27 protein-coding genes are annotated in these 24,245 nt (G+C 40.1%); 23 read left to right on the top strand and 4 right to left on the bottom strand.

Going from position 1 to position 24,245, the window contains the following annotated elements:
• From VGA95_01625 to VGA95_01635, 3 genes are all read left to right on the top strand, one after another.
• Window positions 1-121, top strand: a 121-nt coding sequence (locus VGA95_01625; GenBank protein ID HEX9665235.1) for a site-specific integrase, incomplete at its 5' end; no start/stop codon positions are given.
• Between the two features lie 174 nt (window positions 122-295).
• Window positions 296-580, top strand: coding sequence for a type II toxin-antitoxin system RelE/ParE family toxin (locus tag VGA95_01630; protein ID HEX9665236.1), 285 nt, complete (start codon window positions 296-298; stop codon window positions 578-580).
• A complete protein-coding gene (locus tag VGA95_01635) occupies window positions 577-927 on the top strand; it encodes a helix-turn-helix transcriptional regulator (protein ID HEX9665237.1) in 351 nt (116 codons plus the stop codon). Before VGA95_01630 ends, VGA95_01635 begins: the two co-directional genes overlap by 4 nt.
• A 32-nt stretch (window positions 928-959) precedes the next feature.
• On the opposite strand, the gene VGA95_01640 is transcribed toward VGA95_01635, so the two are convergent.
• A complete protein-coding gene (locus tag VGA95_01640) occupies window positions 960-1,178 on the bottom strand; it encodes a hypothetical protein (GenBank protein HEX9665238.1) in 219 nt (72 codons plus the stop codon).
• Window positions 1,179-1,608: 430 nt separating this feature from the next.
• Here VGA95_01640 and bioB point away from each other — a divergent pair, with 430 nt between their 5' ends.
• On the top strand, window positions 1,609-2,598 hold the full coding sequence (gene bioB, locus VGA95_01645; GenBank protein HEX9665239.1) for a biotin synthase BioB: 990 nt from the start codon (window positions 1,609-1,611) through the stop codon (window positions 2,596-2,598).
• A gap of 377 nt (window positions 2,599-2,975) precedes the next feature.
• Entirely contained in the window at window positions 2,976-4,199 is a 1,224-nt protein-coding gene (locus VGA95_01650) for a hypothetical protein (GenBank protein ID HEX9665240.1), read from the top strand.
• A 677-nt stretch (window positions 4,200-4,876) separates the two neighbouring features.
• On the opposite strand, the gene VGA95_01655 is transcribed toward VGA95_01650, so the two are convergent.
• Complete coding sequence (locus VGA95_01655; GenBank protein HEX9665241.1) at window positions 4,877-5,032, bottom strand: hypothetical protein; 156 nt, start codon at window positions 5,030-5,032, stop codon at window positions 4,877-4,879.
• Window positions 5,033-5,792: 760 nt separating this feature from the next.
• Here VGA95_01655 and cdd point away from each other — a divergent pair.
• The 3 genes from cdd to VGA95_01670 all read left to right on the top strand — a co-directional run bounded on the left by cdd (window position 5,793) and on the right by VGA95_01670 (window position 8,074).
• On the top strand, window positions 5,793-6,221 hold the full coding sequence (cdd, locus tag VGA95_01660; GenBank protein HEX9665242.1) for a cytidine deaminase: 429 nt from the start codon (window positions 5,793-5,795) through the stop codon (window positions 6,219-6,221).
• Between the two features lie 145 nt (window positions 6,222-6,366).
• Complete coding sequence (locus VGA95_01665) at window positions 6,367-6,681, top strand: hypothetical protein (protein ID HEX9665243.1); 315 nt, start codon at window positions 6,367-6,369, stop codon at window positions 6,679-6,681.
• Window positions 6,682-7,387: 706 nt separating this feature from the next.
• Window positions 7,388-8,074, top strand: a complete 687-nt coding sequence (locus tag VGA95_01670) for a hypothetical protein (GenBank protein HEX9665244.1) — start codon at window positions 7,388-7,390, stop codon at window positions 8,072-8,074.
• Between the two features lie 178 nt (window positions 8,075-8,252).
• Here VGA95_01670 and grxD read toward each other — a convergent pair whose 3' ends face one another.
• Both grxD and VGA95_01680 read right to left on the bottom strand, forming a co-directional pair.
• Window positions 8,253-8,585, bottom strand: a complete 333-nt coding sequence (gene grxD / locus VGA95_01675; protein ID HEX9665245.1) for a Grx4 family monothiol glutaredoxin — start codon at window positions 8,583-8,585, stop codon at window positions 8,253-8,255.
• Between the two features lie 4 nt (window positions 8,586-8,589).
• Window positions 8,590-8,835: a BolA family protein gene (locus tag VGA95_01680; protein HEX9665246.1), complete on the bottom strand. Its 246-nt coding sequence runs from the start codon at window positions 8,833-8,835 to the stop codon at window positions 8,590-8,592.
• Between the two features lie 82 nt (window positions 8,836-8,917).
• Between VGA95_01680 and VGA95_01685 the strand changes: the two genes are divergently transcribed.
• From VGA95_01685 to VGA95_01755, 15 genes are all read left to right on the top strand, one after another.
• Window positions 8,918-11,302: a penicillin acylase family protein gene (locus tag VGA95_01685; GenBank protein ID HEX9665247.1), complete on the top strand. Its 2,385-nt coding sequence runs from the start codon at window positions 8,918-8,920 to the stop codon at window positions 11,300-11,302.
• Window positions 11,303-11,370: 68 nt separating this feature from the next.
• Window positions 11,371-11,607, top strand: coding sequence for an Lrp/AsnC ligand binding domain-containing protein (locus VGA95_01690; protein HEX9665248.1), 237 nt, complete (start codon window positions 11,371-11,373; stop codon window positions 11,605-11,607).
• Between the two features lie 62 nt (window positions 11,608-11,669).
• Window positions 11,670-11,879: a hypothetical protein gene (locus tag VGA95_01695; GenBank protein ID HEX9665249.1), complete on the top strand. Its 210-nt coding sequence runs from the start codon at window positions 11,670-11,672 to the stop codon at window positions 11,877-11,879.
• A 205-nt stretch (window positions 11,880-12,084) separates the two neighbouring features.
• A complete protein-coding gene (locus VGA95_01700; GenBank protein ID HEX9665250.1) occupies window positions 12,085-12,540 on the top strand; it encodes a CBS domain-containing protein in 456 nt (151 codons plus the stop codon).
• 36 nt (window positions 12,541-12,576) lie between these two features.
• Window positions 12,577-12,957 carry a peptide chain release factor-like protein gene (locus VGA95_01705; GenBank protein HEX9665251.1) on the top strand — a complete coding sequence of 127 codons (381 nt, stop codon included), beginning with the start codon at window positions 12,577-12,579 and terminating at the stop codon, window positions 12,955-12,957.
• A gap of 258 nt (window positions 12,958-13,215) precedes the next feature.
• A complete protein-coding gene (locus VGA95_01710; GenBank protein ID HEX9665252.1) occupies window positions 13,216-13,986 on the top strand; it encodes a class I SAM-dependent methyltransferase in 771 nt (256 codons plus the stop codon).
• Window positions 13,987-14,515: 529 nt separating this feature from the next.
• Window positions 14,516-15,538, top strand: coding sequence for a glycosyltransferase family 2 protein (locus VGA95_01715; GenBank protein ID HEX9665253.1), 1,023 nt, complete (start codon window positions 14,516-14,518; stop codon window positions 15,536-15,538).
• Window positions 15,539-15,566: 28 nt separating this feature from the next.
• On the top strand, window positions 15,567-16,748 hold the full coding sequence (locus VGA95_01720; GenBank protein HEX9665254.1) for a glycosyltransferase family 4 protein: 1,182 nt from the start codon (window positions 15,567-15,569) through the stop codon (window positions 16,746-16,748).
• 219 nt (window positions 16,749-16,967) lie between these two features.
• Window positions 16,968-17,669, top strand: a complete 702-nt coding sequence (locus tag VGA95_01725; protein ID HEX9665255.1) for a class I SAM-dependent methyltransferase — start codon at window positions 16,968-16,970, stop codon at window positions 17,667-17,669.
• Between the two features lie 2 nt (window positions 17,670-17,671).
• Window positions 17,672-19,351 carry a glycerol-3-phosphate dehydrogenase/oxidase gene (locus VGA95_01730; protein ID HEX9665256.1) on the top strand — a complete coding sequence of 560 codons (1,680 nt, stop codon included), beginning with the start codon at window positions 17,672-17,674 and terminating at the stop codon, window positions 19,349-19,351.
• Window positions 19,344-20,162, top strand: a complete 819-nt coding sequence (locus VGA95_01735) for a methyltransferase domain-containing protein (GenBank protein HEX9665257.1) — start codon at window positions 19,344-19,346, stop codon at window positions 20,160-20,162. Before VGA95_01730 ends, VGA95_01735 begins: the two co-directional genes overlap by 8 nt.
• 47 nt (window positions 20,163-20,209) lie before the next feature.
• Window positions 20,210-21,991 (top strand): asparagine synthase (glutamine-hydrolyzing), encoded by a 1,782-nt coding sequence (gene asnB, locus VGA95_01740; protein ID HEX9665258.1) that lies wholly within the window; start codon window positions 20,210-20,212, stop codon window positions 21,989-21,991.
• Window positions 21,992-22,091: 100 nt separating this feature from the next.
• The gene (locus tag VGA95_01745; protein HEX9665259.1) at window positions 22,092-22,889 is read left to right on the top strand and encodes an FAD-dependent oxidoreductase; all 798 of its coding nucleotides are present in this window, start codon (window positions 22,092-22,094) and stop codon (window positions 22,887-22,889) included.
• A 231-nt stretch (window positions 22,890-23,120) separates the two neighbouring features.
• A complete protein-coding gene (locus tag VGA95_01750; GenBank protein HEX9665260.1) occupies window positions 23,121-23,516 on the top strand; it encodes a glycerol-3-phosphate dehydrogenase C-terminal domain-containing protein in 396 nt (131 codons plus the stop codon).
• Window positions 23,509-24,237 (top strand): class I SAM-dependent methyltransferase, encoded by a 729-nt coding sequence (locus VGA95_01755; protein ID HEX9665261.1) that lies wholly within the window; start codon window positions 23,509-23,511, stop codon window positions 24,235-24,237. The genes VGA95_01750 and VGA95_01755 overlap by 8 nt, the downstream gene beginning before the upstream one ends.
• The last annotated feature ends 8 nt before the right edge of the window (window positions 24,238-24,245 follow it).

Here is a 24,245-nt window from a genome sequence, read left to right on the forward strand (position 1 = left end):
CCGCTTTCTACTTAACATGCTTCAGAAGTGGATGGGGCACGCCAAAATGGAAACAACGGCTATCTATGCCAATGCCGTCGGGGCTCAACAACATGATATTGCCGCCCGTATGTGGCGTTGACGCTGACATGAATCCGAAAATCCTGATCAGATCAAAATCCACAGCTAGGAAAAGGACAGGGGAGTGCGGCAGTCAGGGCAACAAACACCCCCGCCTGTTTATTGTTGATTTTCGGGTCAATGTGGTTTACTCTTGAAATTATGATAATTTACTCATATAATGGAGATATAGGGATTGGTTGATGCACAACCTCGGCCCATTGAATGGTTGGGAGATTCACTCGAACGGGTGAGGGATTTCCCTGTAGAGGTGAGAAAAGATGTTGGTTCCGCGGTTTATGATGTGCAAATGGGCGTGACCCCTCCGGCTGCAAGACATTTTAAAGGCGTGGGAAGCGGGGTTTATGTTCTTCACGCCTTTCAGAAGAAAGCGCCGAAAGGCATTAAAACCGCAAAACACGACGTTAACTTGACTAAACGCCCCTATAAAGAGGCGCTGGAAAAGGAGAAACAGAAATGAGCAGAAAGAAAATAGATATTGTCAAAGTCCACAGTACCGAACATGCACATTTCGCCGAAAATGTGTTCGCCGATCTCGGCCTGGATGATGCAGATGAATTGTTGACCCGTGCCAAGCTGGGCCATACAATCCGCATGATTTTGAAAAAGAAGGGTTTGAAACAGCGCGCCATTGCCGACCTGCTCAAAATCGACCAGGCGGAAGTATCGAAGCTGATGAACGGCAAGTATCACCTGTTTTCGGAGGGGCGGCTGTTTGGTTTTCTGAACAAGCTCGACCGGAAAGTGACGGTGCAGATTTCCACACTGAAAAAAGACGATAACCCGCAGGAAGTCGTTTTTGCCTGATATGTACACGGTGCGTGGTGGATCGTTCCACACTACATCGTGCCTTGAAGCGGTACTACACCATATAACGCCTGTATTTTATTCGTTCCCCATGCTTTTTCAAACGACACAGCAACAGCGGTCTTTCTGGATGCGGTTCTAACGCCGCCGTCATCCTTTGCAATGATGAATTTTCCCCTGGTTTCGGCATTCCATCGCGAAAACAAAATTCTATGCAAACCCTGACGATACCGGCGTGTGGACGAACGCATGAAAGATCGCAGTGGTTGCGGTCTGAGATTAAAAAGGAGTGAGACCGATGAAAAAATACTAAGTTTAAAATACTAAAGGCAACCCTTTGTTTACAATGTAATATTACCGATTGACTTCCTTTCGGCCACCGGTCTGAAATTCATCCCAACATCTTTTTCAAATTCATAATGACTTCATCAGAACCGCGATCCTTTCATCGTGTTTCTAGTTAATAATGCGACTTTCTTAGGTTGCTTACTGTCGGCTGGGTATAAATATAAAGTTTGGCCCCAAAACGGGTTGCATCCCCTTTACTTATGAGGCGTTGGAGTTTTGATTTTATGATCGAAGTTTTTTTAATTATTGAGAGATGTAAAAACGGCTGTCTCTAAGTTAACATATATGCGTTAAAGAAATTTAAGTGGGAGTGTTACTGCAGGTGGAGGAAAAATGAGCGGAGAAATAATACAGTTTGTAAGGAAAAAACTACTGGACAACAAAGAGCCTATAACTTTTGATGAGGCTTACGGACTAGCTCTTCTTGGCGAGGAGCACCTACTTGACCTGGTCAGTCTTTCTTATAAGGTTATGGGGGAATATAAGGAAAAAGCTATCCATTTGTGTGCCATTATAAGTGCAAAAACGGGGAATTGTCCTGAGGACTGCGCTTTTTGTGCCCAATCCATTCACAGTGAGGCACCAATGTCTGTTTCCTCAATTATCGATCCCTCTCTTATACTCAAGTCAGCAAAAGAGGCCGAAAAGTCTGGAGCCACTGAGTTTTGTATTGTAACAAGTGGTAAGGGACCGGACAAAAAAACCTTTAGAAAGGTTATCGATGCTGTCGATCTAATCCACCGCTATACCAATCTTAGTATCGGATGTTCCCTTGGGATATTAACAGAAGAACAAGCAACACTTCTTTCGAAAGCAGGAGTAAACCGCTATAATCATAATCTTGAAACATCGCGAAGCTTCTTTCCTCATATTTGTACTACTCACAGCTATGAAGAACGTGTTAAGACTGCAACTTTGGTGAAGGAAAAAGGAATGGAGCTATGTTGCGGGGGGATCCTGGGCATGGGAGAATCACGTGAACAAAGAGTTGAGCTTGCCTTTGAACTTCGAGATCTCGATCCTGCTTTAGTGCCTATAAACTTTCTTAATCCACGTCCTGGAACTGCTTTAGCTACGAAGTCTCCACTCACACCGATCGAAGCGATAAAAAGTATAGCCCTATTTAGGCTTATCCTTCCGCAAAGTATTCTAATATGTGCAGGAGGAAGAGAGGTTGTCCTTAGAGAACTTCAGCCTTTGGCTTTGCTTGCCGGTGCCAACGGCCTGATAACGGGGAATTATCTTACAACACAAGGACGTTCAACCGAAGAAGACTTGCAGATGCTTAGGGATTTAAATATGCCTACGGTGAAACTTAACTGAAAAATAGGTGGAAGATCGGGAGCGAATGGGTTTCTCTGTCTCGGCCTCCTATTTTATTAGAAGATTCATAAATTAAAGGGGATGCAACCCTTTAATTAGAATTTAATTTCCCCCGTTGGAGGCCCCTTCGGCCTTTAATATACTGTTTGTACTACGATCTTTTCAATTCCAGAATTAATTCATCGGAACTGCAGAACAATTTTTTCACTTTGTTTCTCGTTAATAGTTCTGCTTTCTGAGGTTGATTATTATCGGTCGGGCATATATATAAGATTTAGCACCAAAAAGGGTTGCCTTTAAGGTGTAAATGACAGTGTAACCCCTCTACTCTTGAATTATTTGTATTTTGTATGAGACTTAGATATCGGGGTTAAGCTTTGAATAAAATGCTTGTGTGTTTTATCGACGGATTTGATTTTAACAGGATAAACCCGGAAACAACCCCTTTTCTAGCAATATCCCTAAAAAAATATCCCTTTGCGAGAATTTCTGCTAATCCATGTACGGATCACTTACCCACATTACTGACCGGAAAACATCCTCACGAGCATGAGATATTTGATGTAATTCTTAGCAATAATAAAAAGAAAAATAATTTGTTAATAAAATTTTTTCAGCTTTTGCCAGATCTTGTAACGACATCACTTCAATGTTTTTTGTATTTAATATCAGCTTCTTTTGATCTGCCTACGATACCTCCTGATAGAAGAGAGCTATTCCAGATCATGAGAACTAAGACCTATAAACAAAAAAATAAATATGATAACTTAGTTAAAATTGGCAATTCTGAAACGATTTTTAATATTGTCGGAAAAGAGCAATGCCGTTATTTATTCACACATTCTACTGACTTAAACCAAAAAATTCTCCCAAAGATTGGGAGAGGAGATTACACTCTTGAGTTAGTAGAAGTCTACAGTGTTGATATTGCTCAGATGTGGAATATGGATAAGGCTTCTAAGATCAACAGTTATTACAAAGAAATTGATCTTTTTATAAATAACTTACATAAGAAGTGTCTTGGTAATGGTACTAAATTGATTTTAATATCAGATCATGGTTACGACAAGGTTGTTGGAACTATAGATATTTTGAGTTATATGAGAGACTTAAATATTCGCGAAGATGAATTTACTTACTTTGTGCAATTTCCAATGGCGAGATTCTGGTTCAATGATAATATCACAAGGATTAAAGCATCGGAATTTTTTCATGGCATTAATAATATGAAATCCTTTGCTTGGCAGGAATTAAAAGAATTCGATCTCGTTTTACAAGATTCCCGATATGGTGAAATATTCTGCATGGCAAAACGCGGTTATATTTTTTTCCCGAATGACTTTGTTCAACCGATGGCAGATCTTTTTTTAGGATTAGTTGATAAAGAACAGAGGCCTCGGCTGTTCGACTCAAGACATAAAGGTAGCCACACATTTCTTAGAGAGTTTGATTCATCAAGAGGTTTTCTCATAATATTTGACGATAAATATAAGGCCTTAAATTCAAACATTAAAATGGTGGATGTTGCACCATCCTTGCTAAAAATTCTAGGCTATAGAATTCCTGACAGCATGAATGGCAAACCAGCATTTAATATCTGATTTTGGGTCTTGACTAGTTGCGCGGTATCAAAGAAGCTAAGATGCCAGAAATCAGTTCGGGGTCACGCATGCATATTGACTTATAACGTGCAGAGTGGCGGAAACTGAGCTCTGGTGTTAGCCCCAAAAAGAAAAATTGATTGTGTCATTCGATGCTAGGCCGTTACTCAAACCCATATATGCACACAATCTTATTCGTGACCAATGTTATGTCACAATAAATTCAATAAATTAGGAAATCGATTTTATGAGAATTTCTGTTTTAGAGTCTGGAAAAACAAATTAAGGAACTGGCCGATGAAATATGAGGTAGCAGATATGTCGTTTTAAACCTTCTTCATAGCAACGCCCCTCAGGATTGAATATCCGGGTGACTTTATGGCATAACGAGCAGAGAGGAAGAAACGATATGGATAGGGACGGACGATTCTACTTTCGGAAATGTATATACCAGTCTAGATGGGGAGATGAATAAAGCTAGGAGGTTAAATAGGCTTGTCGGGGAGATTAGGTCTCAATTCAGGGCTTTAACCTTTCTTATTTTCAGTTCAGACATTATTCCTTAATATTCTGTAATTCATAAGAAACATGCTTGAAGAGCTAATCTATCATGACCATATTAATATTCAGGAGTAAAAGCCATGAGAAAGTTCTTATTATTAATGTTTCTTGTTCTCTTATTCGCAGTGCCCGCGATGGGGCGCGATACTCATCGTTTCAATCGTCACTTCAACCCTTATTATCAACACCACTACTATCCCCGTTATCGCTACTATCAGTACCCCCCTTCTTTCTATTTTAATTATGCAGTGCCCTATCCTTATATTTACCAATACCCCTATATATATCCCACATATCCCTATATCTATCCCTATCCATACTACACTCCATATCCGTACTTCAACTTCGGCATCATAATTAGATAATTTCTGCTGTCAGGACTGGAAATAGGAAATATGTAACCGCGTTTTAACCTTCATCTACTTGTAGTTTGACGAGTCTCTTTTGTTAAATACTGAGACGGGATGCGATCAATTTTACGCGTCTTACTTCAATTTTGTTATTACTGAACGAAATATCCTTGGGGTGGGATCTTTAGGTGTCTTGCTCAAAGGTATTTTAATCACTTCCAGTTAGCAGCCCTTTAAAACCCAATTAGGTGTTACATAGATTTTCAATCTGATGAACGAAAGTAATGGTAAGATGCAGCTCCGTTCATTGTTTTTTTCTTTAACGCCCCTAAAATAAATTAAAGGGCAACCCTCTGTATTTAGAATTTGATTTCCCCTTTGGGCATCCTTGCGACCGGTAATGTAATATGCGCATTACCATCTTTTCAATTTCAGAATTAATTCATCGGAACTGCACTGCAATCCCTTCACTGTGTTTTTCATTAATAATTGGACTTTCTAGGGTTGATTACTGTCGGCTGGGTATATGTATAAAGTTTAGCGCGAAAAAGGTTTGCGTTCCCTTTAATCCTTATACGTTTCTTATCAAATGAGCAGAATCAATTTGGATGTCCCTTAATGTTTACTGAGTAATTATTATGCTATATTATGAGACTTATATATAATCGATTGGGTCAGAACCTTGGAGATTTCTAAAGACCTTTCGTCGGATGAACGGACTAAACTTCTACAGGTAGCCCGTGAAGCTTTAAAGAACGCGTATGCTCCGTATTCAGAGCTTCGAGTAGGTGCGGCGGTTTTAACTGAAAAGGAGAATATATTCTCTGGGTGTAACATCGAGAACGCTTCATATGGCCTCACTATCTGCGCTGAGCGCACGGCAATCTTTTCTGCTGTTGCAAAAGAAGGCGGAGATAACATGAAGATCCGAGCGATTTGTGTTGTGAACGATAAAGATAGTACCTGTTCCCCCTGCGGCGCATGCAGACAGGTAATCTACGAGTTTGGGCCAAATGCGATTGTTATCTTTAGAGGCCGTGATGGGCTGGTAAGCGCGCATGCTACTGAGCTTTTGCCGGATGGCTTCGTTTCTTACCATCGATCAAATTGATAGAAATTAATACGAACAACAGGCACTAATTACAGGTTATCAAGACGACAAAATTATATATTTAATTGGTGTGTGTCACCAGTTATTTAAAAATATAAAACGAGACTCTGATTGAATTTGGAAGAGTCGGGAGGAAATTGTTGTGATGATAGCAAGATGGCAGATACGGGCGAGATTCGGACATAAAGAGGCGGCTTTGGATTCCATGAAAAGATGGATTAAAGAAGTCGGGTCCCAAATAGGCTGGACTCCGGATAGGGTCAGAGTAATTACCGGTTCTATAGGAGCGTATGAATCGACTATTGAGACCGAGATAATGATCGAGGATTTAAAAGAGCTCGATGATGCCTGGAGCAAATTAGCGAAACTTTCTCCGCACAAAAAATGGGGACAGGAGTTCGAAAAGCTGATTGTTTCTGGAACGGCACGCTGGGAGATATTCAGGGTAGTATCCGATTAATTATATCTTTCGTCCGGACTATACGATGCCTGTTATGTATGTTTCATAAAGGATTGAATAACACCACTTTGACCGTATGCCTTACAGTGGAAAGTTATTCTTCCAGCGAATGGAAGAGTATTTTAGAAAACATGCATTGGCATGCTCCCCCTTATTATTTACCTCTGCAGTGCCTCGGTTAAATAGCAGGGAAAAGTCGGTTTGTGGTCCAGAACGCGATCATAAAATCATATGAACGTAAGAATGATTCTATCGCGAGATTCAATGGTTTCATTGTGTTTCTCGATAATATTCGGACTTTCTGAGGTAGTGTACTGTGGATATATGAGGTTTGCTGCGGCTTCCCCTTTATATTAAAGGAGAAAAGAAACAACACAGGAACCCGCTGTTTCGTTCACTAATTATTATGAATCTTCTATCTTTTGGCTATGTCACGTTACCTAAGAATCCGGTTTTCAAGAGCTTATGACCAATTAGTTGACCGCGGAGTATCATGAGAGAAGATATTATTAAACTTGTTATGTATATAATAAATCGTTTATGATATATGGGTCTAATCGATTCAACACAAACCTTTGTAGTAAACGGTTATGGTGTTGTTGGGCATGGTGTGGGGTTCAAAATTGGACACCGACAAAAGATTTGATTCCTGACAAACCTGAAGGCTGTTACAATGTGCCGGTGTGAATAGGAAAAATCGAAAACTATGATGGGTTTTCATTTAATAACATTTCTAATAGTTCTACAGCTACCTTCTACTTTTTCCAATTCTTCACAAAAAGAAATTGATAACGTGTCAACTGCTTGCTCAAATCCATCTGATTGTAAAATATATCTGGCTCAAAATAATTCCACCGAATCATCAGTGGATATGCGTGAAGCGAAACCAATAGAGGAGGTCTCGGAAAAGTTAGAGTCTGTTTCGAATCCACTTGGGAAGGCTTCGGAATCCATTGAATCGATTTCAAAGCCTATAGAATCATTATCGAAACCCCTTGAGTCAGTTTCGGAACCTCTGAGCTCAGTCTCGAAGCCGCTTGGCTCTGTTTCAAAGCCAGTCGATTCGTACCTCCAACCAGTTGATTCACTTAACAACTCTCAGGAATCCGAATCAGAAATTGAAGAAGGAAAAGAAGAATTGGGAGGCTTGGGGGTTAAGTCTGTTCAGGGTGAAAAAGGGGAAATGGTAAAAGAACCATCGGCAGTTGAAGAAAAGTATAATTCGTCAGATTCCGAGGAGAGTCTTGAAGAACTGTTTAAAGGAAGTGAGAACGTTGATGTAATAGAACAGCATTACGATAGGATAAAGGGCACAGGGGGGACTTATTGCAAGTGGACGGATGAGAATGGAATGATTCACATTGAATCTGGCGAGAAGTGTACAAGGGAATAGAAAAGATAATAAGTCTCAGGCATTAACATTTGATATGACGTTTAACGCGTTATAAGACTTATCTATTGCGGGACTGATCAGGATTCGACAACAAGGTGCGCTCTCGATCATTACAACAAAGGGAAACGAAAGAGAAAAGTCGATACTTGGATGATTGTGGAAGTTCTGGGCTAAAATTTTAGTCTATCGTTTTCCCAACGCCTTCTCTCAAGAGTGGCTCGAGTTCACCCCTCTCGTCCATCTCCATACATATATCGCAGCCGCCTATGAATTTCCCGTTTATAAACAGTTGCGGTATGGTGGGCCAGTCAGAGTAATCTTTTATGCCCTGCCTTATCTCCGGGTCGGCAAGAACATCTACAGTTTCAAAGGGTACGTCATAAGAGTTGATTATCTGTACCACTCGGGCTGAAAAGCCGCACTGGGGAACTTCCTTTGTACCCTTCATATAGAGTATTACTTTATTCTGGTCAATCTGTGATTGAATTTTTTTCATAATATCTTCAGACATTTTTTTACTCCTTATTTTGTTTTCTTTCCCACTGTTGAGGTGTGTAGGTTTTCAGAGAAAGGGCGTGTATTTGTTCTTTCATTGCATCACCGAGGGCGTTATAGACTATCTGATGTTGCTCGATCAGGCTCTTACCCTCAAAATCCCGAGAAACAACAATGGCTTCGAAATGAGTACCATCACCCTGAACAGCTACGGTAGAACTGGGTAGCCCCTTTTCTATCAAGACCTTTATTTCTTCTGGGTCCATCAGGTTTATTATATAATCTTTAAATCTCCTTTCAAGTAAAGGATAGCAACCCGATGCTTGAAATTTTGGACTTATAATAGAAATGCGGAAATTAAAATGGCCAGTTTTGGTGATAGTCGTATTGACTGCTTCTGTTGTTATCTCTATTTATTCCATAGTTAGAAAGACTCGGCCGACTCTCGAAGGCTCGCTAGTAGTTGCAGGCCTTGCTTCCCCTGTAAAGGTCGTTAGGGATATTCACGCAATTCCACACATATTTGCTGAAAATTCCCGCGATCTGTTTTTTGCTCAGGGTTTTGTGACGGCGCAGGACCGACTCTGGCAGATGGATCTAACCAGAAGGATTGCTCTTGGAAGGCTATCTGAGATACTTGGTGAGCAAACCGTAGAAATGGATTATTTCTTAAGGGCATTAGAAATAGGTGAGCTGGCAAAAAAAATCTATGGCTACCTGGATAATGAGACAAAATCTGAACTTTTAGCTTTTGCAGATGGGGTAAACGGTTTTATAGATTCGGGGAAGAAACCAATCGAATCATTAATCTTAAGGTACAAAATCGAGCCATGGAATCCGACTGATAGTATATCGATCCATCTGCTTTCCGCCCTTGATCTTTCTATTAATATGGATGAAGAGATATTTATGTATCAGGCTCTTAAGGTGCTAGGGGAGGAGAAGGCAAAGGGTCTCTTCAATGGTCTTCAGGAAAAGGCATTCAGGGGTATGCAAAACATGAAGAAAGGCATGAAGATAGATTCTGATTTTATGAATGGATACAGAATTTCCAAGCAGAGATTTGGGCTTTTCAGCGGACGTGGGGCCAGCAACGGCTGGGTTGTAGACGGTACCAAATCGGAGAGCGGAAAGCCCATGCTTGCCAACGATCCCCACTTAAGAATACAGATTCCTTCAGTCTGGTACGAAGTTCATCTAAAAGCACCGGGAATTAATGTTATAGGAGCCACATTTCCAGGTACGCCCTATGTAATAATTGGGCATAACGAGAAGGTAGCATGGGGATTTACTGATTCAATGGCCGATAGAGTAGATCTATTTATAGAAAAGCTCAACCCTGATGACACTACCAAGTATTGGTTTGAGGATCATTGGGAAGATATAAAAACAAAGAAGCCTGAGATAAGGGTTAAAAAAAATTCTGGTTATAAAACTCTTGCGAAAGAGATAAATTACACCAGGCATGGTCCGATCATAAACCCTTTTAGGGAAGGACTCGAAGATATTCTTTCTATGAAATGGAGCGCCGGTGAGGTTATGGATCGGACACTCATCGGGCTTTCAAAGTTGAACAGGTCTAGAAATGTGGGGGAAATAATTTCAGGAGGTAAATATGGAAAGATCTACACCGAAAACATGATATTTGCCGATGTGGATGGTAATATCGGTTATCAACTCATCGGTGGGATTCCTATCAGACTAAAAGGAAGCGGTAAGTTTCCCGTTCCAGGCTGGTCCGGGGAATACGAGTGGAGGGGTTTTATTCCGGATGAAGCTCTTCCATATTCACTCAACCCATCTTCACATTTCGTAGTTACTGCAAACAACAAGTTAATAGGAGATGATTATCTATATCTAATTTCAAACTCGTATGCCTCACCCTATCGCGGTCAAAGGATAATTGCCCTACTCAATGAAAAAGATAGACTGTCAATTAAGGATTTCGCAAAGATGCAGGCTGACGTGTACTCTCTACCAGCCAGGTTATTTGTCCAGAGCATAAGGGGAGTAGAAACTAATGATCCTGACGTTAAATGGGCATTAGACGAACTTTCAAATTGGGATTTTGACGTAACCAGCAAGAGTATAACTGCCCTATTATATGAAGTGACGAGGTTTTATCTTCTGAGAAATACGTTTGAAGATGAATTAGGAGAAATTTTTCCAAGATTTCTGGACAACTTGGAATTTAATCATAAATTTGTGGATGGTGTCGTTGCGGATCCCGGTGCAGTATGGTGGGACAACGTGGGTTCTGAAGAGATAGAAACAAGAGAAGATATTGTCTTAAAGAGTATAAACGATGCCCTCGGGGATATTAAAGGAAAACTCGGAGAGAAAGGGGTAAATTGGGCATGGGGTGCTATCCACAAATACAAGTTCGAACATCCTCTAGGGAAGGTTAGGATTCTGAATCATATATTCGACCCAAAGCCCATGCCGGCCGGAGGGGATAGGGATACAATCAACAATTCCTCCTTCAGTTATGAAAGTCCATTTGGAGTAAATTGGATTTCCTCCTATAGGGTGATTGTGGATTTATCAGAAATGGGTAAAGCCATTTCAATGAACTCAACCGGGCAATCGGGTGATCCTCTGAGCAAGTTCTATGCTGACAATATTAGAAAATGGGCACGCGTGGAGTATAAGACTTTGTTTTTTGACAAGGAGAGTATTGAGAGAAACAATTGGAAGCAACTTTGGTTGGTGCCTCAATCAAGCATAAACTAGCTTTAAATTTGATTAAATTGCAATTTAGTTTAATTTTTAATTAATACTTGGAATAATCGGAGGTAAAGATGATGGCTGCGAGCTCATATGTACTGATAAATTTGTCTGGGCCACAGACAAAAAATGCGGTTAACAAGATTAAGAGGATAAAGGGTGTGAAGTCTGCTCACATCATCGCGGGTCCTTATGATCTTGTAGCTTTTGTGGAAGGTAAGACTGAGAAGGAAATCGGTGATCTTGTGATATCAAAGATTAGAAAGACGCAAGGTGTTACAAATACGGTGACATGCTTTGTAGTGGCTTAGTAATAATTGGTGTTATTAAAATAGTTTTGTAAAAATATCCTGAAGGCTGTAGAATTTGATTTATGAGCTTAAAGGCCATAATCATTGTGCTGATTCTTATTGGTATAATTTATTTTGGTGTTTCCAGGCTAATGGACAGTCTCAATGATGTACAGGATGTTTCGACTTCATATTTAAGAGAAACCATAGGCGCCAAAAAGAAGGCTAGGGACGTAGTTGAAAAGAGCAGGGAGCAGGTACAAAAAAGGGAGCAAATGGTAGACCACGAGTAGGAATTACTAGGATTAGAGACTGTATTTTGCACGCTGAGTATTTGAAAGTTTGGATCTTATCAGAACATACCTTTTTAATTTCTAATTATATTGATGAAAATTTCTTGGATTTTAAAATTTCTCACCCTTGTTTTATCTTTGCTGAAATACGGTAATCGGTTGTCTATTGTTAATCACCCAATAAAGCTAAAAATGGCGAGAGTAAATGAAGGTTAAGGAAATTATGACGACTCCTGTTATAGTGGGTAATGAGGAGAATACATTAGAAGAAATCGCTCACATAATACTGGATAATAAAATAGGTTGTGTCCCGATTGTTGGAAAGGATGGAAAGATGGTAGGGATAATAACGGAGACTGATTTTATGGTAAAAGAACGCTGTGTTCCTTTTTCCAGGTTCAATGCTCCTCAGTTATTTGGTAAGTGGATGCCTGAAGAAGGTGTCGAGCAAGCTTATAAAACCGCAAGGGAATTGGTGGCGAAAGATATCATGAGCAAGCGTGTTGTGAGTGTTACCGAAGAGGATGGGGTTGATGAAGTAATAAAAAAAATGCTCAAGCATGATTACAATCACATACCGGTAATGCGCGACGGGGTCCCTGTCGGAATTGTGACAAGGCATGATATTTTGAAGATGACGTTGGATAAAGAGCTAGTCTAACTTCTGTGCGGTATATAATTCTTTTTACTATTGACCATGGCAAAGTTCGGGGTTCGACCTGAAAAGGAAGACAGGCTTTATGAGCGAATGAAAGAGTTAGGCATCAGCGAAGAAGACATCAAAGAGACTTTCATCCGTTCCGGTGGTCCTGGCGGACAGAGTGTGAACAAGACCGCAACGTGCGTGCAGATTAAACACATTCCTACCGGAATCGTTGTAAAATCACAACAGGGGCGCTCGCAGGCTTTAAACAGATTTTTGGCAAGGCGTCTGCTCGTTTCTAGAATTGAAAAAAGTCTGCTTGGAAAGGAGTCACTTGAGCACAAAAGGATCGAAAAGATCCGGAAACAAAAACAAAGACGAAAGAGAAGAACTGAGAAGAGGCTTAAAAAGAGTTTTACGACTAAACTGGTTTGATTGCGTCGCCAAACAAACCAACCCAAAGGGAAATTTAAAAGGAAGGCAAGTAAAAGCCTTCAGAGGTGAGGTTTGGCAATTAACAAAAAAGAGTAAGGGCGAGTTAAACTTAAGCTATGCTTGAAGGAAAAGGGGCTTTTTTATCAAGGAAATATGTGGTCAGAGAGGAAAGTTTCGTGTTGACATGAGCTTATCTCTGCTGGATAATCCATAAACAAAGGTTTATCCATAAAATGCTATAAAACCTGTTTTGGATTCATGGAAAAACTCGACGGTAAACTTGCGGAGATTCGTGATTACTGGAATGATTACATAACCGACATCAGGTTAGCTAAATCCCCAGTTGGCACAAAGGAATTTTTTGATGAGCTGGACACCTACCGCTTCGGGCGGTCGGGGTATCTACTACCTATTGTCGAAGCGAGAAATCTAAAAGGGAAACGCTTGTTGGATATAGGATGCGGGGTCGCACTTGAACTTGTCCAGTTTGCAAAAGCGGGGGCTATTGTTACAGGCATCGATCTTTGCGCCAGACCCATTGAGCTGGCAAAAAAAAATTTCGCTCATAATGGGGTTGATGGGAACCTCCTTGTGATGAATGGGGAGGGTCTGCAATTCGAAGATAACAGTTTTGATTACGTTTATTCAAGAATGCCGTTACAATACACAGAAAGCCCCGATAAAATGGTGGCTGAATTATACCGAGTGCTCCGGAAGGGAGGCGTGGCAACGCTAATTGTTTTCAACCGGTATTCCTGGCTAAACCTAGCAGCAAAGCTGTCGGGTGAAAACCTTTTGCACCAGCGTGCGCCGGTATTCAATCTCTACTCTGCAAAAGAATTTGGCAAGCTTCTGAGTTGCTTTAAAGAGCTGGCTATCACTACTGAAAGGCTACCAACGAAGACTACAGGGTATCCTGGGTTTTTTGTTTCCATGTACAATCATTTATTTGTTCCTGCTGTCAAATTGGTACCAGAGACTATGTTAAAATCAATTGGCGCTCATATTGTCGCTAGGGCAGTTAAGTAAATTCGTCTAATCATGGACATATGACCGGCATTTGGAGGGCGATCAATAGTCGATTAGTGCGGTGACCTATACGTTTGAGGTGCCTTTTGGTCGGCTTAGCCTATGATAAGTACCTAAAGATATTCAAAAACATCTATCATATTTCCCAATCTCTTTTCCATAGCATTAAAAGAATAGAAGGTTCTCTTTCTAACTGAATTTTCCGTCGGTTAATGTTATCCGAGATGAATCCTAAAATCACACTCTCTAATCTTTTCCATGGCTAACCAAAGAGGTGTAAGGAAAATTCCGTATTCGGGGTTAAGCTAAAAAACTTTGCCCATGCTGGTCATGTTGAAGTTGATATTTTTGTATAAAGTATAAATTATATTCTAGTTCCGGTTTTATTCGTTAAAAGGATTCCTACTATTGCTTCAATTTCATCTATACTTTGAGTGGATGTTATAATATTTGACTTTCTTTATAAAAACTCATCATATTTGTTTGGCCTATTTAGGTTTAATTTGATCAGCAAAAGTCTGGGGGGCCTTTGAATCAGATACCAAATATAGCTGAACATCGTGACAGTCTCCAAAGTATAGATCTGTCTATCGTAATTCCCGTTTTTAATGAAGCGGAGAATCTTGGACTCCTTTGTTCTCAACTTAAGCTTGTGCTGGAAAGGTTAGACAAGACGTATGAGGTAATATTGATTGATGATGGTAGCACAGATTCAAGCTTCGAGATAATGCATAAATTGAGTAAAAGTGACGCTCGGTTAAGGGTTATAAGATTCCGTCGAAACTTTGGTCAATCGGCGGCGTTTTCGGCGGGTTTCGACTACGCAAGTGGGAATGTAATTGTGACCATGGATGCGGACTTGCAGAACGACCCAGCAGACATTCCAAATTTACTGAGGAAATTGGAAGACGGATATGACGTGGTTAGCGGTTGGAGAATCAATCGAAGGGATGGATATCTCACCAGACAATTACCCTCCTGGATAGCAAATTTCATAATATCCACTATTACCGAGGTTAAGTTGCATGACTATGGATGTTCTTTGAAAGCATACAGACGAGAGGTGGCGAAAAATATTAAATTGTATGGTGAAATGCATCGATTTATCCCCGCGCTTGCCAGCTGGATGGGTATTAGAGTAGGCGAAATTCCAGTAAACCATGCGCCAAGGAAATCTGGTAAATCAAAATACGGCATTACGCGTGCTGTCAGGGTTCTCCTGGATCTCGTGACTGTGAAATTCTTGTTGGGTTATTCTACGAGACCTATACAAATATTTGGTTTATTGGGTGGAATATGCTTTTTATTGGGTGTGATTATAGGAACTTATCTTTCAATTTTAAAGATCTTTTTTGGTCATCCGCTAAGGGACAGACCACTCCTTCTTCTATCCATATTGCTTTTTATTTTCGGTGTGCAACTTATAACCATGGGTTTACTTGGTGAACTTGTTGTAAGAAATTATTATGAGTCACAAAACAAGCCTACCTATATGGTTAAAGAGATTTTGGGGATTATAGAGAATAAAAAAAGAAAAGAAGGGAAAACTTGACCAGGTTTTTTGCAATTGATAATGAGTCATGAAAATCTTGATGATCGCACCGGAGCCTTTCTTCGAACCTCGGGGGACCCCTTTTTCAATCTTAGGGAGATTGAAAGCCTTATCACGGCTGGGACATAGTGTTGATCTCTTAACTTATCATGTCGGGGATGACGTCGTAATAGAGGGGATAAGGATTTTGCGGACTCCGCAATTGAGATTTATCAGAGAAGTGCCTATAGGCCCGTCTTATAGAAAAGTTCTGCTTGATATATTGCTGGTCGTAAATGCATTTATAATGCTGGTTAAGGAAAGATATGATTTGGTGCATACTCACGAGGAGGCTTCCATCTTTGGGACGGTTCTCGCCAAAGTTTTCGGGATTCGTCACCTTTATGATTTTCATTCTTCAATTCCTCAAGTAATGAGAAATTTTGTATCTCGTCAATTTCTCTTACTTATACCTGCCCTTGAATGGATCGAAAGATTGGTAGTTAATGCGAGCGATGGTGTTATCGCGATTTCACCAGCCTTGCGCGATTATGTGAGAACAATTAATAAAAGTGTTCCAATAATGGTTATCGAAAATATAATAGAGGCTCTGGATCAAGAGTCGATTACTGCTGAAAAAATTAGTGAATTCGAAAACACATATTCCCAGTTTAACGGTAAAAAGATTGTTCTGTATACCGGAACATTTGAGCCCTATCAGGGGTTGGAACTACTTATCTCTTGCGCCGAGCGGGTTCTTCAGCATAGAAAAGACGTAATATTCGCATTAGTCGGAGGGAAAAAACATCAGATTGATAAATTGCGTGAAATTGTCGTAGGGCTTGGAATTTCTTCACATTTTTACTTCACGGGTATACGTCCACCTGCAGAAATGCCCCTTTTCATGAATATTGCTCAAACATTAGTGTCTCCAAGGCTTAATGGTAACAACACGCCTTTAAAAATTTATAGCTATCTGCAGTCCGGGAAGCCAATCGTTGCCACAAACATTACCGCACACAACCAGATATTGAACGATGACATTGCCATTCTTGTTGACCCTGATCCGGATTCGATGGCGCAGGCGATACTTTCGGTTTTAGATGATTCTTCGCTTGCGACAAAATTAGGTGCGCGGGCTAGACTTTATTTTAAGAGTCGCTGTAGCTTTCGGGAATATATAGATAAAACTGAAGAAATACTCGATATGGTTTATGAGCGGCGTTCATAAAGCATTTTTAATGATTGTTATAGCACATGTTGTTTTAATTGGGATAATATTTTGACCTAGATGAATAAACATTCATATGAATTGGTGCAGAGTTTAATACTATGAATAATGGTTTTTCACTTAAGAATTCTTCAGAGAGAGTCATATTTGAACCAAACTCTAAGTCGGTGATTGAAGCAATCCAAGGAGTACTAAAATAAGAATATACACGATGTTAATGTGGCAAGAAGCGAATTGGGCACTAGAGAGTTCTTTGCTGAACTGGAGCTATGTCATTTTGAAAAGCTTGATTATTTACCGAGGGTTGTTAATTATAGCGCTTATTATGATATGACGTTATTGGAGGTGGGGTGCGGACTTGGGTTTGATTTAGGGCGTTTTGCCAGTGGTGGCGCATTTGTTACTGGAATTGATATAAGTGAAAAAACTATTGAGTTAGCGAGAAGGAATTTCAAAATTCATGGTATCGACGGTGGACTGTCACCAATGAATGGAGAGAATCTGCAATTCAGCAATTGCAGTTTAGATGTAGTGTATTCCCATGGAGTGCTAAGCTATACCAATGATGCGAAACAAATGATTAATGAAGTTCACCGAGTGTTCAAGCCCGGTGGCGAGGCAATCTTAATGATGCATCATCGAAATTCATGGCTTTTCTATCTTGCGGACTTATTCGGTTTTAAGTTAGAATGTGAGAATGCACCGGTTTTTAAGACTTATTCGATTGGGGAGATTAAGAAGATGCTGGTAAATTTTTCTTTTGTAGAGACTCTCACCGCACGATTTCCTGTTAAGACGCGAGTACATAAAGGCATTATGGGAAGAGTGTATAATTATTTATTTGTGCTTGTGTTCAAACTCCTTCCAAAGTCAATGGTAAATTCAATCGGAGCGCATCTCATGGCACGGGCTAATAAGTAGATATGAAAAGGAATTTAATCAAATTGGCTTCAAATGAATACGATCTGCTTGTGATCGGAGGTGGTATTTATGGTTCCTGTGTCGCATGGGACGCTTCTTTAAGAGGCCTTTCAGTTGCTCTGGTGGAGAAAGGAGATTTTGGCCACGCAACCTCGTTTAACACACTTAGAATAATCCATGGCGGGTTTCGTTATCTACAATCCTTAGCTGTTTTGAAGGCACGTCAATCATTCTATGAGCAGATGGTTTTCATGAGAATCGCACCCCATCTGCTTCATCCTCTTCCAGTGCTTGTCCCAGCCTACAGACACCTGATGCAGGGGAAAGAAGCACTTTCATTTGCGTTAAAGATTTACGATAAATTAGTTTGCAGAGCTTCTCACGAAGAATATCAACCAAGAATACCTAGGGGTCGAACCGTGACGAGAGAAGAATGTCTCGAAGCTTTCCCTGATATTGAAACGAAGGGCCTTACCGGTGGTATCATTTTTTACGATTGCCAGATTCCTAACTCGGAGCGACTGATTATTTCAATTGTAAAATCTGCTGTGGAATATGGGGCCGATTTTGCAAATTACGTTGAGGTTCAGGGCTTTTTAAAAACTAAAAGTCGGATAGAGGGTGTAAAGGTAAAGGACCTAATTACGGGGGATGAATTTACAGTTCGGGCAAGGTTTATTGTAAATACGGCCGGACCCTGGCTCCAAAGAATTTTGGGACTTCTCGAAAGGAAGGATTTTCAAAATAATTGTCGGTGGCTTTCAAAGGCCTTCAATTTAGTTGTAAAGCGCAAATTTCACAATGATTTCGGACTAGGGATTTATTGCCAAGCCCAAAACCATAAGACTTCACAATTATTGGGCAAAAGATCACGTTATTTATTCATCACACCGTGGAATAATTATTCCTTGATTGGTACTGAGCATCTACCATTTGAAGATAATCCGGATAACTTATCCATTACTGAAGATGAGATGACAAACTTTCTCAGGGAGATCAATGAAGCCTGTCCGCAGGCATCATTGGGATTAGAGGATGTGCGCTTTGTATATAAGGGATGCCTTCCCACTATTCCAACAAACAGAGGTTCGTTACATCTTGCCTCGAAATACCGGATATACGACCATGGAAGGGACCAGGGTTTAGAAAGGTTTCTATCGGTAAGTGGAGTAAAATTTACGGAAGCAAGACACGTTGCGGAGAAAGTGGTAGACCTTGTTTTCAGTAAGTTAAATAAGAAACCGCTAAGATCTCGTACATCGGTAACCCCTGTCTATGGCGGCAAGCTCCAGTGGTTTAACGAATTCTTAAAACAAGAGACTAGTCGTAATCTCTATAAATTAGATACTATTGATATTGAAAGACTTATCTCAAATTATGGTTCAGCATATACCGAAGTACTCAAATATCTTGAGAATGGTGAGGAATCGGAATCACTACATTCCAGTGATTTAATTCGGAAGTCCGAGATTTTACATGCGATTCACGAAGAGATGGCTCAAAAGCTAGGCGATTTTGTTTTTCGTCGTACTGATTTGGATATTGGCGACCAAATTAATTGTGAAGATATAACGACATGTGCCAAAATAATGGCTCAAGAGTTAAATTGGAGTAGCGGTAAAATCAAAGAAGAGGTAGGTGAAGTAACAACTGTATTGTCTTCATTAAACTTGAATGGATAAACCCCAAATATATCAACAGAAGGAATATGCTAAAGGATATGACGACGATAGATATGGTGGAGAATTTGGCCAATATTTACACGATTTGGATCTTAACACATTCTTGTCTTTAATGGATTTGTCTTACATAAATGTTCTCGATGTAGGAGCCGGCACAGGAAAAATTTCAATTCCTCTTGCTGTACAATCTCGGCATGTTGTTGCAGTTGACTCATCAGAGGAAATGATCAAAATTCTAAGCATGAAGGCAAAAAAAGGTGATGTCCAATTAGAAACCATCATTTGCGATGCCCACCGCCTTTGTTTTGATGATAAAGCATTTGATTGCGCTGTTTCTTCACGTTTATCGATGCATTTAGACGATTGGAGAAAAGCAATCTCAGAGCTTTGTAGGATTTCCGCAGTCGCTACAATAATAGATTTTCCGCCATGCTTAAGTTTTGCTGGTTTGAGTTCAGTCCTAAGAAATATAAAGTGCTTTTTTATTCCAACTATTCAAACTTACAAGACTTTCTATATAAAAGACGTGGTTGATCAATTTCATAAACATGATTTTGGGATCGAAGTTTCTTTTTTAGCAATGGGATGGATACGATGCGTACTTATCTTGATTTCTATGATTCCTATCTCCATTGCTGGGCTTGGAATAAGAGAGGGTTCCCTCATTCTGTTGTTAAGATCATTTGGCACCATTGATGAAGAAGGATTAGCATTTTCGCTATTGGTCTTTGCCGTAAGTGTTGTTTTGGTGGGGCTGATCGGGAGCTTGATAGGAGGAAAGAATTTATTTCGATCAAAATTTAGCCGATAGTTTTTAAAACTTGGTTTTAGCCCAACAGTGGAATGTGAGGTTATGATATGTCAGCTATCTACGGATTAGTTGGTGAAGTAGATAAAGTTCTGTTGAGTTCAATGGGGGATCGACTACTACATCGAGGTAGGATTAGGTCTGAATGCGCACCTAAACATGATGTCATGTTAGGAGAGTATATCGGCGGAGATGATGAGACTCCGCTAGTCAATGAAAGAATTACATTGGTTGCGGATGCGGAGATATATAATGTTGATGAACTAAGGGAAAGATTAGTGTCTCGTGGTCGTAAGTTTGAAACCGAAAGAGATGAAGAAGTAGTACTACATGGCTATTTAGAATTCGGACCGACTATATTCAGGTACATTAATGGTGATTTTGCAATTGCACTCTGGGATTCTGATCGCTCACTATTATTATTAGCAAGAGACGCAGTTGGTTCTAAACCTCTATATTTCTGGCATGGAAAAGGACGCTTCGCTTTTTCATCAGAATATAAGGGCTTGCTAGCGCTACCAGATATTCCTGCTTTGGTAGATCTCAATGTCTTGCAATACTTACAAAATTCAAAATACATTCCACATAATCGGGCGCTAATCAAAAATATCTGTTCTGTTCCTTCTGGACATTATCTTGAATTTATCGAAGGAAACTATAGAAAGAGCCGTTACTGGGATCTCGGTGTTAACGTAAAGAACTTATCTATTAATGAACATGCTCGAATACTACGCGATAATTTTTTAAATGCTGTTAAGAGAAGAGTTTTTGATTTGTCTAGTGTTGGTGTTCTACTAAGCGGAGGCATAGATTCTTCATCAATTGCTTCAGCTATACGTTATGTACGGCCTGAAATTCCTCTGCACACCTTTACCTGCGGGTATGGATCAAAAGATCCAGAAGTCTTAACGTCCGAAATTCTTGCAGGGGCAGTACAGTCGTCCCACCATTCTCTGATGGCAGATCCCGAAGATATACCAAGACTCTTGCCTCATATTGTATGGCACCTTGAAGATCCAATTGGTAGTAGTGAGAATCTATTGACCTTTAAGGCATCTATGTATGCCGCCAAACATGTTGATGTTGTTTGCAATGGTTTTGGAGCTGACAGTCTTTTCGGAGGAATGCCTAGGTACAAAATCATCAAGTTGATTCAGTGGTTCCCTTGGCTGAGAACTCCTTTGGAAGAATTTTACAACTATACTCAATATAGCTCGATTCCTTCTAGCATGATTGGTCGGGCCTTAAAAATTGCTTATTATCGAGGTTCGGATTCGTCTCCACCTTCAATAAATGGATTATCTACACCCTTGTCAGTTGAGCAACTACCGAAAGCTAAGCACGAATTATTGAACCACGTTTTAATAGAGGTGGTAAAAAATGATCTGTCTAAAGCCTTTCCTAAGGCGGATAGGTTGTGTGTAGCACATGGATTGAGAATTCGACACCCATTTACGGATCTTAATTTAATAGAACATGCCTTTACGATTTCAGATCGTTATAAGATTCGTTATTGGCGAGAAAAGCATATATTGCGAGAGGCTTTGAAGGATTTATTACCCAAAGAGGTACTAAATCGACCAAAATTCCCCCAGGCCATGAAAAGCGATCTCCTCCTAAGCGATGTACTAGAGGAATTATCCTGTCAAGTTCTTTCACCCGAATCAGTGCGATCTCGTGGTTTTTTCAGTATCTATGATATTGAGCGGATGAGAAAGCGTTTTTCAAATAAACCATACACCAAAGAACAATCGATGCGGCTGTGGACTGCGATTATGACAGAGCTTTGGGCGCAAGTTTTTTTAGATCATAGAGGAGAACCGATCAATTAATTAAGGTTTTACGAATAATAGGGAAGTTGGCGGGTTTCGCTATCTACAATCATTAGATATTCTGAAGTTACGTCAATCATTCAGGGAACAGATGGTTTTAATGAAAATTGCAGCACATCTTGTTCATCCTCTTCCAGTTTTTATCCCAGCCTATGGACATTTTATACACGGAAAAGAGATACTTTCGCTAGGATTTAAGGTGCATGATCATCTAGTTTGCGGAGTTCCGCATGATGACGATGAACCGAAAATACCTCGGGGTGGTACTGTGTCGAGAGAAGAATGTCTCCAAACTTTTCCTGATATAGAGAGAAAACGTCTTAGTGGTGGTATCATTTCTTACGATTGCCAGCTTTCCGATTCGGAGCGGTTTATTATTTCGCTTGCCCAATCGGCTGCCAAACAAGGCGCCGATGTGGCGAATAATCTCGAGGTAATAGGTTTTATAAAAAATAAAAATCGTATTCGGGGTGCAAGGATAAAGGACATCCTTACCGGAGACGAATTTGATTTTCGAGCAAGTTTTGTTGTCAGTACATGCGGACCCTGGCTTCAAAGTATTCTGGGACTTATTGAACAATCTCCGGAGAAGCGTTACGGGTTTTCAAAGGCCTTCGACTTAGTCGTGAAGCACAAATTTCTCAACGATATCGCAATAGGTATTCGTACCCAGATCAAGAACTATAAGACTTCAGAATTGTTGGGTAGAAGATCACGCTATCTATGTATTACTCCTTGGAAGAATTATTCCTTGATCGGGACTGAGCATCTGCCATTTGAAGATAATCCGGATAATTTATCCATTCCTGAACATGAGATTACAAACTTTCTAAGGAAGATCAGTGAAGCCTATCCGCAGGCATCGTTGGGATTAGAGGATGTACGCTTTGTGTATTAGGGATGCCTTCCAACTATTGCCGCCAAAAGAGGTTCGTTACATCTTGCCTCGAAATTCTGTATATACTACCATGGAAGGGACAAGGGTTTAGAAAGATTTCTATCGGTAAGTGGCGTAAAATTTACCGAAGCAAGACACGTTGCGGAGTAAGTTGTCGATCTTGTTTTTGCTAAGTTAAATAGGAAATTACCAAATTCTCATTCCTCAGCGACCGCGGTATACGGGGGAGACATGGAGTGTTTCAATGATTGTATTTTGGGTGAGATTCGTAGGAAGATCTTTGGATCAAGTCCGATCGACGTGCAGAGACTTATCTCAAGCTATGGCTCCATTTATGCTGATGTTCTTGAGGGCATTGATAAACCGAGACAGTTGGGCTTTGAAAATACCAGTGAATTATTAAAGAAGGCAAAAATTTTGCATGCAATTCGTGAAGAGATGGCTCATAATCTAAGCGATGTCCTATTTCGCCGCACTGAGTTGGGTATTGACGGCCAAATTAATTGTAAAGATATAATGACACGTGCCGAAATAATGGCGCAAGAGTTAAATTGGAGTAGCGGTAAAATCAAAGAACAGGTAGGAGAAGTAACAACAGTATTATCTTCATTAACTTTGAATGGATAAGCCCGATATATATCAGCAAGAGGATTACGCTCAAGATTATGACGAAGACAGATACGGTGGAGCATTTGGTCAATACTTACACGATTTGGAGCTTAATACATTCTTGTCTTTAATAGATTTGTCTTACATAAATGTTCTCGATGTAGGAGCCGGCACAGGAAAACTTTCAATTCCTCTTACTATACAATCCCGTCATGTCGTTGCAGTTGACTCTTCAGAAGAAATGATCAAAATTCTAAGAATCAAGGCGAAAAAACGTGATGTTGAATTAAAAACCATTATTTGCGATGCTAATCGCCTTTGCTTCAATGAAAAAGCGTTTGATTGCGTTGTTTCTTCACGTTTATTGATGCATTTAAAAGATTGGAGAGAAGCGATCGCAGAGCTTTGTAGAATTTCCAGGGGTGCTGCAATAATAGATTTCCCCCCATGCTTAAGCTTTGCTGGTTTGGGTTCGCTCTTAAGAAAGTTAAAACGCTTTCTTATTCCAGATACTCAAACTTACAAGGCTTTTATTATAAGAGACGTGATTGATGAGTTTCATAAACATGATTTTGAACTGGTTGTCATAGAAAGACAATTTTTTCTACCGTATGCCTTTCACCGGTGGCTTAACCTACCCTGGCTTTCTGCTAAGATCGAGAAATTGTTTATGAGATTTGGTCTTGTGAAGCTGATTGGAGCACCCGTTATACTGAAAGCAATAAGGAAAAATAAATAAGGAAATTG

It is taken from the genome of Thermodesulfobacteriota bacterium (assembly GCA_036397855.1).
Lineage (GTDB): Bacteria > Desulfobacterota_D > UBA1144 > Nemesobacterales > CSP1-2 > DASWID01.